The 13,026-nt window shown below is 73.5% G+C and carries 14 protein-coding genes; 5 read left to right on the forward strand and 9 right to left on the reverse strand.

Annotated elements, in window-relative coordinates:
* Positions 1 to 36: 36 nt before the first annotated feature.
* Positions 37 to 804: a TSUP family transporter gene (locus tag ACWPQI_RS12460; RefSeq protein ID WP_010596431.1), complete on the reverse strand. Its 768-nt coding sequence runs from the start codon at positions 802 to 804 to the stop codon at positions 37 to 39.
* Positions 805 to 903: 99 nt separating this feature from the next.
* Between ACWPQI_RS12460 and ACWPQI_RS12465 the strand changes: the two genes are divergently transcribed.
* From ACWPQI_RS12465 to ACWPQI_RS12480, 4 genes are read left to right on the forward strand one after another with little or no spacing between them, the layout of a single operon-like run.
* Entirely contained in the window at positions 904 to 1,428 is a 525-nt protein-coding gene (locus ACWPQI_RS12465) for an FxsA family protein (protein ID WP_010596430.1), read from the forward strand.
* 19 nt (positions 1,429 to 1,447) lie between these two features.
* Positions 1,448 to 3,058 carry an amidohydrolase gene (locus ACWPQI_RS12470; protein WP_203010720.1) on the forward strand — a complete coding sequence of 537 codons (1,611 nt, stop codon included), beginning with the start codon at positions 1,448 to 1,450 and terminating at the stop codon, positions 3,056 to 3,058.
* Positions 3,055 to 4,632, forward strand: a complete 1,578-nt coding sequence (gene lnt, locus ACWPQI_RS12475; RefSeq protein WP_064065679.1) for an apolipoprotein N-acyltransferase — start codon at positions 3,055 to 3,057, stop codon at positions 4,630 to 4,632. Before ACWPQI_RS12470 ends, lnt begins: the two co-directional genes overlap by 4 nt.
* Before the next feature lie 35 nt (positions 4,633 to 4,667).
* Positions 4,668 to 5,447 carry a polyprenol monophosphomannose synthase gene (locus ACWPQI_RS12480; protein WP_017682073.1) on the forward strand — a complete coding sequence of 260 codons (780 nt, stop codon included), beginning with the start codon at positions 4,668 to 4,670 and terminating at the stop codon, positions 5,445 to 5,447.
* A 57-nt stretch (positions 5,448 to 5,504) separates the two neighbouring features.
* On the opposite strand, the gene ACWPQI_RS12485 is transcribed toward ACWPQI_RS12480, so the two are convergent.
* The 7 genes from ACWPQI_RS12485 to ACWPQI_RS12515 form a co-directional block, all read right to left on the reverse strand.
* A complete protein-coding gene (locus ACWPQI_RS12485; protein WP_010596426.1) occupies positions 5,505 to 5,930 on the reverse strand; it encodes an Hsp20/alpha crystallin family protein in 426 nt (141 codons plus the stop codon).
* Between the two features lie 176 nt (positions 5,931 to 6,106).
* Positions 6,107 to 6,592, reverse strand: a complete 486-nt coding sequence (locus ACWPQI_RS12490) for a hypothetical protein (protein ID WP_225222423.1) — start codon at positions 6,590 to 6,592, stop codon at positions 6,107 to 6,109.
* A 110-nt stretch (positions 6,593 to 6,702) separates the two neighbouring features.
* Positions 6,703 to 7,683 carry an AurF N-oxygenase family protein gene (locus ACWPQI_RS12495; protein WP_040269797.1) on the reverse strand — a complete coding sequence of 327 codons (981 nt, stop codon included), beginning with the start codon at positions 7,681 to 7,683 and terminating at the stop codon, positions 6,703 to 6,705.
* A complete protein-coding gene (locus tag ACWPQI_RS12500; RefSeq protein ID WP_010596423.1) occupies positions 7,670 to 8,578 on the reverse strand; it encodes a prephenate dehydrogenase dimerization domain-containing protein in 909 nt (302 codons plus the stop codon). Before ACWPQI_RS12500 ends, ACWPQI_RS12495 begins: the two co-directional genes overlap by 14 nt.
* Entirely contained in the window at positions 8,575 to 10,674 is a 2,100-nt protein-coding gene (gene pabB, locus ACWPQI_RS12505; RefSeq protein WP_017682077.1) for an aminodeoxychorismate synthase component I, read from the reverse strand. The genes ACWPQI_RS12500 and pabB overlap by 4 nt, the downstream gene beginning before the upstream one ends.
* 8 nt (positions 10,675 to 10,682) lie before the next feature.
* Entirely contained in the window at positions 10,683 to 11,048 is a 366-nt protein-coding gene (locus ACWPQI_RS12510) for a chorismate mutase (RefSeq protein WP_010596421.1), read from the reverse strand.
* A 258-nt stretch (positions 11,049 to 11,306) separates the two neighbouring features.
* Positions 11,307 to 11,645, reverse strand: a complete 339-nt coding sequence (locus ACWPQI_RS12515) for an RNA polymerase-binding protein RbpA (protein ID WP_010596420.1) — start codon at positions 11,643 to 11,645, stop codon at positions 11,307 to 11,309.
* 207 nt (positions 11,646 to 11,852) lie between these two features.
* Between ACWPQI_RS12515 and ACWPQI_RS12520 the strand changes: the two genes are divergently transcribed.
* Positions 11,853 to 12,185 carry a hypothetical protein gene (locus tag ACWPQI_RS12520; protein WP_010596419.1) on the forward strand — a complete coding sequence of 111 codons (333 nt, stop codon included), beginning with the start codon at positions 11,853 to 11,855 and terminating at the stop codon, positions 12,183 to 12,185.
* A gap of 10 nt (positions 12,186 to 12,195) precedes the next feature.
* Here ACWPQI_RS12520 and ACWPQI_RS12525 read toward each other — a convergent pair whose 3' ends face one another.
* Complete coding sequence (locus ACWPQI_RS12525; protein ID WP_017682078.1) at positions 12,196 to 12,804, reverse strand: hypothetical protein; 609 nt, start codon at positions 12,802 to 12,804, stop codon at positions 12,196 to 12,198.
* Positions 12,805 to 13,026 lie beyond the last annotated feature (222 nt).

Here is a 13,026-nt window from a genome sequence, read left to right on the forward strand (position 1 = left end):
GGCACCACCGTACTGGGTCGCACCCGGCGCGTCGGCTCACCCGAACTGCTGCCAGCCCAGACGCACCACCATCACCAGCACCACGATCAGCAGCACCGCCCGCACGAACCCCGCGCCGCGGCGCAGCGCGGTCCGCGAACCGACGACCGCGCCCGCGATATTGCACACCGCCAGTGCCAGCCCCAGCGACCACCACACGTACCCGGCCGCCGCGAAATACACCAGCGCCCCGACATTGGACCCGAGGTTGATCACCTTCGCCATCGCCGCCGACCGCACGAATTCGGTGCCGAGCAGCGTCGCGAACGTGATGATCAGGAACGTGCCGGTGCCCGGGCCGAGCAGGCCGTCGTAGAAGCCGATCACCGCGGCCGCGGTCAGCACCACCAGGACCGTGCGCCGCATCGTCGGCGGTTCGTGCGCCAGGGTCGTGCCGACCTGCGGCCGCAGCGTCACGAACACCGCGACCGCCACCAGCACCACCATCACCATCGGAACGAACAGGTCCTTGTCGATCCGCGAGACCGTCGCCGCACCCGCCGCCGCCGCGACCGCGGCCAGGACCGCCGCCGGAGCCAGGACCGGCCACTGCAGCCGGATCCGCCGCGCGAAGGTCACCACCGCCGCGCCGGTGCCGCAGAGGGCGGTGAGCTTGTTCGTCGCCAGCGCGGCCGCCGGTGTCAGCTGCGGGGCGACGACGAACAGCGCCGGCAACAGGATCAGCCCGCCCCCACCGACGACGGCGTCGACCCACCCGGCGGCGGTCGCCGCCACCATCAGAACCGCCCAGTCGCCTGCACCCACGCGGCCATTCGATCACAGCGACCGGGAGCAAAACCGCGGCGCCGCTCGTTGAGCGGATATGACCGCCGCACCGTTCCCGGCAGCTGGAAGGATCACCCCATGATCGCGCTGCTGTTCCTGGCCTACGTCGTCGTCGAGATCGGGGTGCTGGCGTGGCTCGGGTCCACCCTGGGCATCGGCACGACGATCCTGGTGTTCCTCGGGGTGAGCGTCCTCGGTTACCTGGTGCTCGCCGCGCAGGGCCGCCGTGCCCTGCAGAATCTGGGCCGGGTCCGCAGCGCCGCCGGCGCGGACCGGGCCCTGACCGACGGCGCACTGGTCGGCGCCGGTGCCGGGCTCGTGCTCGTACCCGGACCGGTGACCAGCGCCGCGGGAATTCTGCTGCTGCTGCCCCCGACCCGCGCGCTTCTGCGCCCGCTCGTGCGGGCGCTGGCCGCCCGCCGGGTCGCCGCCTCCGCCGCCCGGGGCGGCACTTTCCGCGGGGAACGCGTCGTCATCGTCGACGGCGAGGTCGTCGAGCACACCGTGGTCGGCCCGGCCCGCCTCGACACCCCCGCCTCCGGAGCCGGGACCGTGCTCGAGGGCGAGATCGTCGACCCCCCGCACCGTCCGCACCTGCCGTAACGGGGCACACTGGGTAGCCGTGAAGTCCCCCGCACCGCACACTCAGCTCCTCGTCGGCGGCCGCATCTACAGCGCCAGCGCCCCCGACGCCACCTCGATGGCCGTCACCGACGGGCAGGTCGTGTGGGTGGGGGAGGACCGGCCCGGCCGCGCCCTGCACCCGGACGCCGAGATCGTCGACCTCGACGGGGCGTTCGTCGCACCCGCCTTCGTCGACACCCACGTGCACGTCACCGCGCACGGCCTGGCCCTGACCGGTCTCGACCTGTCCGACACGCGGTCCCGCGAGGAGGCGCTGCACCAGGTGCGCGACCATGCCGCCCGGCACGCCGGCGCCGTCGTGTGGGGGCACGGGTGGGACGAGACCCGCTGGCTGGACCCCACCGCCCCCACCACCGACGACCTCGACGCCGCCGCCCCCGGCCGCGCCGTCTACCTCACCCGCGTCGACGCCCACTCCGCGGCGGCCTCCACCGCGCTGCGCGCCGCCGCCGACCTCGCCGGACTCGACGGCTACCACCCGCAGCGCCCGCTGACCGCGGCCGCGCACCACGGTGTCCGCGCCGCCGCCCGCGCCCTGCTCACCCCCACCGAACGCGCCCGGGCCCGCGCCGCCGCCCTCGACGACTACGCGGCACACGGCATCGTCGCCGTGCACGAATGCGGCGGCCCGGACATCGCCGGCCGCGACGACTTCGCCGAACTGCTCGCCACCGACCACGGGGTGCAGGTCCGCGGCTACTGGGGGGAGGCCGTCACCACCGCCGAGCAGGCCCGGGCGCTGCTCACCGCCACCGGCGGGCACGCCCTCGGGGGCGACCTGTTCGTCGACGGCGCCCTCGGCTCCCACACCGCGTGGCTCGCCGCGCCGTACACCGACCGCCCCGACTGTTGCGGCACCGCCTACCTCACCGTCGAACAGATGACCGCGCACCTGCGGGCCTGCACCGAAGCCGGCATCCAGGCCGGCTTCCACGTCATCGGCGACGCCGCCGTCGACGCCGCGGTGCAGGCATTCGCCGCGGTCGTCGCCGACCTCGGCGGCCCGGCCGTCGCGGCCCGCGGACACCGGCTCGAACACCTCGAGATGGTCACCGCCGCGCAGGGCGAGCGGCTCGGCGGCTGGGGCGTGATCGCCAGCATGCAACCGAGCTTCGACGCGCTGTGGGGCGGACCGGGCGGGCTGTACGCCACCCGCCTCGGCGCCGACCGCGCCGCCGGCCTCAACCCGTTCGCGCCGCTCGCCGCGACCGGCATGTCCCTCGCGTTCGGCTCGGACGCGCCGGTCACCGCGGCCCGGCCGTGGCCGATGCTGCGCGCCGCCGTGCACCACCGCACCCCGGGCAGCGGGATCTCCCCCCGCGCCGCGTTCGCCGCCGCCACCCGTGGGGCGTGGCGCGCCGGGGGGGTGCGGGACGGGATCGCCGGCACCCTCGACCCCGGGGCGCCCGCGTCGTACGCGGTCTGGGACGCGGACGAGCTCGTGGTCAGCGCGCCGAAGGACAGTGTGCAGCGCTGGTCCACCGACCCGCGGTCGCGGGTGGCGCCGCTGCCGGATCTCGAGCCGGGCACGCCCGATCCGGTGCTGCTGCGCAGCGTGCACCGCGGCCGCGTCGTGTACGCCCGGTGATCGGCTCGCGCGCCGCCGCCCGGCCGGTGGTGGTCCGCAGCGTCGCCGCCGTCACGGCGGGGCTGCTGTTGTTCGCGAGTTTCCCGCCGCGTCCGCTGTGGTTCCTCGCGCCGCTGGGCATCGCCCTGCTCACCGGGGTCCTGGGGGCGCCGACGCTGCGCCGCCGCGGCGGTTTCGGCTACGGCTACCTCGCCGGCCTGGGATTTTTCGTGCCGCTGCTGCCGTGGGTCGGGGAGTACGTCGGCCCGGTGCCGTGGCTGGCGCTCGCCGCCGCCGAGGCGGTGTTCGTCGGCCTGTTCGGCGTGGTCGCGGTGCAGGTGCGGGCCCTGCCGGGGGCACCGGTGTGGATCGCGGCCGGCTGGAGCCTGACCGAGTACCTGCGGGCGAGCGTGCCCTTCGGCGGGTTCCCCTGGGGCCGGCTCGCGTTCGGTCAGCCGGACGGGCCGCTGGTCGCTCTCGCCGCGGTCGGCGGTGCGCCGCTGGTGTCGTTCGCGGTGGCGCTGACCGGCACGGGGCTGTGGGCGTGCGCGCGGGCTGGGCTGCGCTACACCCGCGGGCACCGGGAGCGGTCGCCGCTGCTGCGGGCCGCGGCGACGACCGTCGCCGCACCGCTGCTCGCCCTGGCGACCTGGCCGGCGCTGCCCGCCCCCGAGGCGGGTGAGCGCACCGTGACGGTCGCCGCGATCCAGGGCAGCGTGCCGCGGCTGGGTCTGGACTTCAACGCCCAGCGCAAGGCCGTGCTGAACAACCACGTGGCGCGCACCCTCGAGCTGGCCGACCGGGTCCGGGGCGGCACCGCGCCGCGCCCGGACGTGGTGATCTGGCCGGAGAACGCCTCCGATATCGACCCGTTGCGCAACCGCGACGCCGCCGCCGACATCGGCGCCGCGGCGGCCGCGGTCGGCGCCCCGATCCTGGTGGGTGCCGTGCTGGTCAACGGGGACGGCACCACGACCAACTCGGTGATCGTGTGGGATCCGGCGACCGGGCCGGGGGAGCGGCACGACAAGCGCATCATCCAGCCGTTCGGCGAGTACCTGCCGTACCGCTCGTTCTTCCGGCTGTTCTCCGACTACGCCGACCGGGCCGGGCACTTCGTGCCGGGCAGCGGCGACGGCACCGTCCACGCCGCGGGCATCCCGATCGGGGTGGCCACCTGCTACGAGGTGGCGTTCGACCGGGCACTGCGGGACTCGGTGCGCGCCGGCGCGCACCTGCTGGCCGTGCCCACCAACAACGCGACGTTCGGCGACACGGAGATGACCTACCAGCAGCTGGCGATGTCCCGGGTGCGGGCCGTCGAGCACGGCCGGGCCGTGGTGGTGGCCGCCACGAGCGGGGTCAGCGCCGTGGTCGCGGCGGACGGCACGGTCACCACGCGCAGCGCCCTGTTCGTGCCCGAGGTACTGGTGGCGCAGGTGCCGCTGCGCGCGACGGCTACGCTGGCTACTCGGCTCGGACCGATCCCGGAGCTCGTGCTCTGCGTCGGGGCCGTCGCCGCCGTCGGCGTGGCGCTGGTGCGCACACGCGGGCGGAGCACCACCGTGCCGGCCGCAGCCGGCACCGCGAGATGACCGGCCGCCGGCCGGTGCGACAGGAAGGACCTTCGATGGCAGCGGCGACGCCGGCCGGGAACGACAGCGCGCCGAGCGCCCGGACCCTGGTGATCATCCCGACGTACAACGAACGTGACAACATCGGCCTGATCGTCGGCCGGTTGCACGCCGCGCTGCCGCACACACACGTGCTGATCGTCGACGACGGCAGCCCGGACGGCACCGGCGACGTCGCCGATCGTCTCGCCGCGGCGAGCGAGAACCGCATCCACGTGATGCACCGCACCGAGAAGAACGGCCTCGGGGCCGCGTACATCGCCGGTTTCCGGTGGGGACTCGAGCGCGGTTACACCGTGCTGGTGGAGATGGACGCCGACGGCAGCCACGCCCCCGAGCAGCTGCACCTGCTGCTCGAGAGGATCGACGCGGGCGCCGACCTGGTGCTCGGCTCGCGGTACGTGCCCGGCGGTGCGGTGGTGAACTGGCCGTGGCATCGGGAGGTGCTCTCCCGCGGCGGCAACATCTACTCGCGGCTCGCGCTGGGGGTGCGGATCCACGACATCACCGGCGGCTACCGCGCCTACCGGCGCGAGGTGCTCGAGCACCTCGATCTCGCCGCGGTCGCCTCGCACGGCTACTGCTTCCAGGTCGACCTCGCCTGGCGGGCGGTGCAGGCCGGGTTCACGGTCGCCGAGGTGCCGATCACCTTCACCGAGCGGATCATCGGCGAATCGAAGATGAGCGGCAGCATCGTGCAGGAGGCGCTGATCAAGGTCACCGTGTGGGGCGTGCGCAACCGGTGGACGAAACTGCGCGGCCTGCTGCGCCGCTGAGCGCCGCCCGGCTGGGGGCCGGTCGAGGACCGGTCACCCCCATCCGGGCGGCGGGGCTCATTCGGCGTTCTTGACCTCGATCTTCTTCCCGGCCTGCTGCTGCTCGGCCAGAGCGATCGAGACGGTGAGGATGCCCTTGGCGTAGGACGCCTCGACGTCGTCGTCCTTCGCACCCGGTGGCAGGGCCACCGAACGCCGGAACGAGCCGTAGTGGAACTCCGAGCGTCCCCCCTCGGATTTCTCCTCGGTCCGTTCGGCCGTGATCTCGAGCTGCCCGGCGTTGATCGCGACGTCGATGTCCTTCTCCGGGTCGAGGCCGGGCAGCTCGGCCCGCACGACGTACCGGCCGTTCTCGACACGGTCCTCGACCCGGATGAGGTTGCCGCCGAGAGCGGGACGTAGACCGGTGAAGGGGAAGGCGTCGAAGAACTCGGACAGGTCCGGGAACACCGAACGGGAACGGCGCGCTGGCACAGTGGACATGTCTGCTCCTCTCCTGGGACACGGATCGGCGGAAGGTCGGTCCGTGTCCATTCGACTCCGTGCGGGACGCGCCCGACAGGGCCGGAAGTCCCGACCCCCGAGATCCGAACGTTCGCATCCCCGGTAGCCCCCCAAACGATCGTTCGGATCCGGCCTACGCGTTCGGCGAACGTTCGTCAGTCGGGATCCGGTCCGGGGCGGCCGCGTTCGCGCCGCAGTTCCGCCACCTGCATCCGCAGCTCGGCGATGTGGATCCGCGCCTCGCGCAGCTGGGTGGCCCGCTCGTCGGCCAGTTCGGCGCGCACCATCGCGAGATCGGCCTCGAGTTCGGCCACCCGCTGCCAGGCCTCGGCAGCCGAGCGCAGCGCCTCGTCGCGTTCGGTGCGCAGCCGGGTCGCCTCGAGGTCCACCGCCCCGGTGCCGGCCGCCCGGGGCGGGTCCGGGGCGGCGCCGAGGCGGGTACCCGCACGCTCCGGCGGCGAAGAGGACGCCGACCGGGGCGGGTCGGGGGTCGCTGCGGGTGGGGACGGGGTGGCGGTCCGGCGCTGGCGTTCGCGCCAGGCGCGCGCACGTTCGGCGCTGTTGGCGTACTGCTTGCGGCGGCCGCCCGTCGCGGGGGTTGCCCCGATCGGCGTGCCGGGCGCCGAGGAGGCGTCGCTCACCACCGCAGACTACCAGGACGAACCCCCCGCACGAACGTTCGAGGAACGGCGCCGGGTCACGAACCGGACACCGCTCGAACGATCGTGTCGTTCGTTTGGATTCGATCGTTCTACCAGGTGACGGGCAGCTCGTCCGCGACGCCCAGTTCGGTGCACAACCGGCGGATCGCGCTGCAGTCCTGCACCACCCGCCGCGGGGGTGTCGCGGCCACGTCCGCGAGCATCGCCCGCCCACCCGGAACGCGCTCCGCGTCCACGATCGCCGCCCAGGTGCCCAGATCCGAGCCGGTGAACGCCTCGATTCCCGCCGCCAGGGCCGCGAGCAGCTGCGCCCGGTCGCCGGGCCCGAGCTCGGTGAACACCATCTTCAGCAGCTCCGCGGCGAGGGAGGCGTGACTGAGTTCGTCCCGCCGGTGCAGCGCCACCGTCGTGCGATTGACCGGCTGCAGCTCCGCGTCCTCGGTCATCAGAGCGAGGAACGCGCTGATGGAGGTCTCGGCGACGGTGGTGAATGCCAACCGGATCAGCGCCTGCCCCCGCGGATCGGGCGCCGCCGCCACCGCGGCCCGGTGCTCGCGCACGGTCCGGCACGGCGGCAGCACCGACTCGGGCATGTGCCAGCCACGGCGGCGGCGGATCACCGCGCTCGCGTTCAGGTGCATGAGCGTGTGGTACTGCTCGTCGACCATCGCCTGCAGCACCCCCGCGGTCACGGTGTCCGACGGCCCGACCCCGAAGAAGTCCGTCGTGATCAGCGCGAAACCGGGGTTGACCACGTACTGCTCGATGTCCATGACATTCTTGTTGTACGCAATCCAGCCCCAGCCCCGCAGCCGGGCCCGGCGCCCCTCGTCCAGGGCGCGGTACGCGGGATGGGTGTGGAACGGCACGAGCTCGTCCGGGAAATCCAGCCGGCCCGGATCGAACAGCTCGTCCAGATCCGGTTCGCTCTTCTTGACCGTGGCGCGCCGCCCCCACGACCGGGCCAGTCCCCGCACCACGGCGCTCTCGACGACGTCGTGCGGATCGTGGTCGGGCAGCGCGGGTACGAGCAGCGGACCCTGCGCGGCGGGCAGATCAGGCTCGGCCATGACGGCTCTCCGTTTCCTCGTGCGTCAGTTCCGCGAACAGTTCCGCACACAGCTCACGATACCGGCCGGTGTCCGCGCCCAGCGGCGTTGCGGCCCGGCCCAGCAGGTCCGCGAACCCGGCCACCGATCCGGTCTCGACCACCGCCTCGAGCTCGTCGAGGGAGGCCCGCAGCGCCGACCGGGCCGCCGCCGCGTGCGGGTTGCCGGCCTGCACGTCGAGATACACCTCGGGGGCGCCGCCGGCGATCCGCGCCAGCAGCGCCCGCAGCAGCACGTGCGGGGGCGGGGCGGTCGCCGCCGCCACCGACGGGGGGACGCCGAGCCGTCCCAGCGCCAGCCCGAACGCCAGAACCGCCGCGTGCGTGGCCGCCTGGGTGGCCGCCGCGACCCGGTCGTGGTCGTCCGCCGTCATCCGCACCACCCGCGCGCCCCACCGGTCGAGCGCCGCGAGCAGCGCGTCGACGGCCGGGCCGGGCCGGTGCTCGACCACCGCCACCGGTCGTCCCGCCATGCCCAGCGCCGGCGCGAACATCGGGTTCAGCCCGACACACTGCGCGGACCACCCCCGCCCGCGTCCCGCCTGCGCCCACGCCGACTTCACCGACAGGGTCTCCACCAGCACCGCGTCCGGCGACAGCAGCGGACCGAGCCGGGCGGCGGCCGCCAGCGCCGTGGCCTCGGGCACGGCCAGCACCAGCATCGAGGCGCACCGCACCGCGTCCCGCACGGCCGCCGTGGGGACGGTGACATCGTCGCGCAGCGCGCCCGGATCGTCGCCGGCGGCCGGGTCGACCACCAGCACATCGGCGCCGTCGCGGCGCAGCGCCTCACCGAGCATCCGGCCGACCGCGCCGGCACCCCCGGCGACGACGACGAGGCCGGTCGTGTCGCTCACGCGCGGGAACCGTCCTCGGAGGGTTCGTTCACCGACAGGGTGCGGCGCATCGCCACCGCCTTGACCATCGTCTCCTCGAGTTCGTCCGCCGGGTCCGACAACGCGACGATGGCGCCGCCGATGCCGAAGCCCACCTCGTGTTCGGTGGCGACCATGGTGCGGATGACGATCGACAGGTCCGCCGCTCCCGTCGGGGACAGGTATCCCAGCGCACCCGAGTACACGCCGCGGGGGCCGTCCTCGAGCTTGTCGATGATCTCCATGGTGCGCAGCTTCGGCGCCCCGGTCATCGATCCCCCCGGGAAGGCGGCCCGCACGCAGTCCACCGCGGTCGCATCCGGGCGCAACGTCCCCCGCACCGTGGAGACCAGCTGGTGCACCGCCGCGTACGTCTCGACGTCGAACAGCTTCGGCACGTGCACCGAACCGGGCACGCACACCCGAGACAGGTCGTTGCGCACCAGGTCGACGATCATCAGATTCTCCGACCGGTCCTTCTCGCTGTCGAGCAGGCTCTGCCGCAACGCCCGGTCCGCGTCCTCGGTGGTGCCGCGCGGCCGGGTGCCCTTGATCGGCTTGGACTCGACCACCCCGTCCGGGCCGATCCGCAGGAACCGCTCCGGCGAGGCACTGAGCACCGACACCTCGGGGAACCGCAGCAGGGCACTGTACGGGGTCGGGCTCAGTTCGCGCAGCGTCTCGTAGGTGCGCAGGGGATCGACGCTGCGGTCCACGGTCGCCGCGTTGGTCAGGCACACCTCGTACGTCTCGCCGCTGCGGATCTCGGCGATCGACTGGGCGATCAGCTCGAGGTAGCGCTGCGGCTCGTGCCGCAACCGCACCCGCGGATCCTGCTCCGCCCGCACCAGTGGGGCCGCGACCGGTGCCGCGGCGGATTCGGCCAGGGACCCGAGCACGGCAGCGGTCGCGTCGAACCACGCGGTCGTGGCGGGCTCCCCGGCCCGCTCGCTCAGCGCCAGCAGGTAGCAGCAGCGTGTCTCGTGGTCGAGGACCACGGCGCGGTCGGCGAAGACCATCGCCGCGTCCGCGATGGGGGAGGTGTGCACGAGCTGCCCGCCGGTGTCGGCCTTGAGCTCGTACCCCAGGTAGCCCACGTAGCCCAGCGCGAACGCGAACGGCAGGTCGCCGCGCCGGGCGACCGTGCGCTCGGCGAGGCGGCGGTCGATGTGGTCGAAGAAGGTGGTGTGGAACTCGGCCACCGGCTGCCCGGTGCGCTGTTCGCGCACCAGGGTCTCGGCGACGCTGTAGGTGACGAACTCGGCGCGCGGACCCGACCCGTCCCCGAGGATGGAGAACCGCGAGTTCGGTTCGGTGGCGGCGCTGCCGTCCAGCCAGAAGCTGTGCGGACCGTCGGCGAACAACGTCTCGAACACCCGCTGCGGGTCGGGGTGGTGGTCGATCCGGCGGCTTTCGAGGACCAGCGCCGGGGGCGGCGCGGGCGGCGCGGGCGGCGGGACCGGCTCGGGTGGGTGCGGCCGGGCGGGGGTCGCGTCGCGGAAGTTCGCCAGCAGCTCGCGGCCGTACTCGGTGCAGATCGACTCGGGGTGGAACTGCACCCCCCACAGCGGCCGGGTCCGGTGGGCGACCCCCATCAGGAGTCCGTCCTCGGTCCAGGCGACGGCCTCGAGGTCGTCGGGCACCCGGTCGACGACCAGCGAGTGGTAGCGCACCGCCTCGAACGGGGAGGGAATGCCGGCGAACAGCCCGGTGCCGGCGTGCCGGATCCGTGACAGCCGGCCGTGCACCGGCTGCGGTGCCCGCACCACCTCGCTGCCCAACAGGTTGCACAGGCCCTGATGACCGAGGCACACCCCGAGCACGGGCAGACCGGAGTCGAGCAGGGCGTGCGAGCTGATCCCGAAGTCGCGGGCCCGGTCGGGGCGGCCCGGCCCGGGGGAGACGACGATGTTGTCGAACCGGTCCAGATCCAGGGACTCCCACGGGGTGTCGTTGCTGACGACCGTGGGCGGGACACCGTTGACCTCGGCCAGCAGACTGTAGAGGTTGTAGGTGAACGAGTCGTAGTTGTCGATCAGCAGGGTGCGGATCGAACCGGCGGGCGGCGGGGCGGCCATGACCGGTCTCAGGTCCGGGTCTCGCGCAGTTGGGCGGGCGCCGCGCCGGGACCGTCGATGATGAGGTCCTCGACCCGGCACGCCTCCGCGATGAGCAGCGCGTACAACGAGTGCAGGAATTCCGGCGACATGTCGTTGCGGTGCGCGTAGGACTCGGCGCGGGCATGCACGACCTGCATCCGGCCCGGTTGCAGCATCGGGATCGCGTGCCGCTGTTTCAGGTGCGCGATGCGGGCACAGATGCGCAGCCGGTCCCGAACGGTATCGAGGAGCCGGGCGTCGACCCGGTCGAGTTCGGTGCGCAGCCCGTCGAGCAGGTCGTCCGGTGCGGATTCGGCGGTGGCGTCCGCCCGGTGGTCGTTGCTGTTGTCCATCGCTTCTCGCCCCCTGTACCGCGGCCCGAAACCCCAGTGGGTCATTCCGTTTCGCGTCGTCCGAGGTCGCCGGTCCGAGAATCCGGCCGGTGTTCGATCATGATGACACGCGCGCGGAGCCGCTGTCGGCGTTTGATCCATTTGTGCCGTGCGCGCAACACGGCCGACCCGGCAGGACACGCACCGCCCCCGGTACGCACGAGGCCGCCCCCGGGACGGATCCCGGGGGCGGCCTCGTGCGTACCGGTCGACCTGAGGTCAGGCGCCGCGCCGCTTGGTCTTGAGCAGTTCGAGGCGCTCCTTGAGCAGCTCGTCGAGCTCGTCGATGGAGCGGCGTTCGAGCAGCATGTCCCAGTGGGTGCGCGGCGGCTTGACCTTCTTCGCCTCGGGCGCCGCGCCCTCGACCAGGGAGCCTTCCAGACCGTTCTTGCAGATCCAGGTGCCGGGGATCTCCGCGTCGTCGGCGAACGGAACGTCGAACTCCTCGCCGTTGTCACAACGGTAGCGGGCGATCCGCCGCGGCGCCAGATCGTGGTCACGGTCGGTCTCGTAGCTCACCGCCCCGAGCCGGCTGCCTCGCAGTACACGATCTGCCATGGTGGTGTCCTCTCTTGTGTGCTCCGCCCGGTGCGCTCGCCTCCGGGGCGAGCGCGCGTCCACAGTGCGGTCGACATCGGCGGATGCCGACCTCTTCTGTCAACGCACACGCGGTCGAATCGGTTCCCGACCGCCCCGCGGCCGTGGGCGCGGGTGAGTCTACCGCCCCGGCCGCCGCGGCTCCGCCGGCCGGTAGGGTGGACGGCCATGACCGGACGTACCCGTGAACCGGAGAACTGCCTCTGGTGTGGCCGGCCGGTCGCCGACGCCCCCCTCGGGCGCCGTCGCCGCTACTGCCGCCGCTCGTGCCGTCAGCGGGCCTACGAGCAACGCACCCTCACCCGGGAAGCGGGACTGCCGGAGGACGCGGTGATCCTGACCGCCGCGGAGGCGAGCGCTGTCGCCGACCGTGCCTTCGAGGTGCGGTGCGCGGCCGAGGACGTCGCGACCGCGGTGGCGGAGGGCGCCGGTCCGGCGGAACTGGCCGCCCTGTGCGACGAGCTCGTGCGGCTGGCCCGCGCCGCCGAACGGCTCCGCTGAGCCGGCCCGCTCAGGCGAAGAACGCCCCCATCGTGTACACCACCTGGCAGAAGGTGCCGTCGACGTACTGCACGGACCCGAACAGTGCCGACAGCACCGGACCGGTGCCGGTGTCGAGGGTCTTCGACAGCTGCGGCACCCCGCCCACGGTGTCGTCGAGCGTGTCCACGCCGCCGCGGAAGTTCTCCATGTTCAGCCACACGAACTTCAGGTCGGCCCGCGCGGGCAGGGTGGGGATCGTGGGGGAGACGAAGATCTTCAGCTGGCCGATCTGCACCGGGGGCACCGCGTTGGGGCCGGGCTGGGCCCATCCGGTGGTCATCGCGTAGGGGGTGAAACCGCCCCCGCAGCCGAGCCCGAACGTGGGGGCGGGCTGCATGAACGGCTGCGGAGTGTTGCGCGGTGGCGGCTCGAACAACGCCGGGGTGCGAGCCGCGTCGAGCAGCGACTCCACCGCCCGCAGCGCCTCGGGGGACTCCGCGGCCGCGGCCGCACGCAACGCGTCCGGCGGCAGTCCCGGGGGCTCGGGTTCCGCGACGGCGTGCGCGGGCACGGCCACCGCCGCCGCGACAGCGGCTGCGGCGGTGAGCGAACGAACGGTCCATCGACGCTGCTGCATCCAGAGCTCCTCGAGGGTGGGACGGGCACGGGCGACGACGTGGTCGGCTCGACAATAGGGGGGTCGGGGCCGGCGCGGGCCGTTTCCGTGAACCGGCTCGAAAGACGGCTCTCGAAACCGTGATTCGCGCTCATTCGGTGACCGGACCGCGATGGAACGGTCACAGTTTCCCGTCGATCTGCGGTCGAGACGGCGACAGGTCCCCGTCGAGGTCTCGACTCG

The organism is Rhodococcus sp. LMD, from assembly GCF_056108245.1.

Coding starts and splice junctions, on each gene's coding strand:
- ACWPQI_RS12465 (WP_010596430.1), top strand. CDS start 904: ATGATCGCGCTGCTGTTCCTGGCCTACGTCGTCGTCGAGATCGGGGTG.
- ACWPQI_RS12480 (WP_017682073.1), top strand. CDS start 4,668: ATGGCAGCGGCGACGCCGGCCGGGAACGACAGCGCGCCGAGCGCCCGG.
- ACWPQI_RS12485 (WP_010596426.1), bottom strand. CDS start 5,930: ATGTCCACTGTGCCAGCGCGCCGTTCCCGTTCGGTGTTCCCGGACCTG.
- ACWPQI_RS12495 (WP_040269797.1), bottom strand. CDS start 7,683: ATGGCCGAGCCTGATCTGCCCGCCGCGCAGGGTCCGCTGCTCGTACCC.
- pabB (WP_017682077.1), bottom strand. CDS start 10,674: ATGGCCGCCCCGCCGCCCGCCGGTTCGATCCGCACCCTGCTGATCGAC.
- ACWPQI_RS12510 (WP_010596421.1), bottom strand. CDS start 11,048: ATGGACAACAGCAACGACCACCGGGCGGACGCCACCGCCGAATCCGCA.
- ACWPQI_RS12515 (WP_010596420.1), bottom strand. CDS start 11,645: ATGGCAGATCGTGTACTGCGAGGCAGCCGGCTCGGGGCGGTGAGCTAC.
- ACWPQI_RS12520 (WP_010596419.1), top strand. CDS start 11,853: ATGACCGGACGTACCCGTGAACCGGAGAACTGCCTCTGGTGTGGCCGG.
- ACWPQI_RS12525 (WP_017682078.1), bottom strand. CDS start 12,804: ATGCAGCAGCGTCGATGGACCGTTCGTTCGCTCACCGCCGCAGCCGCT.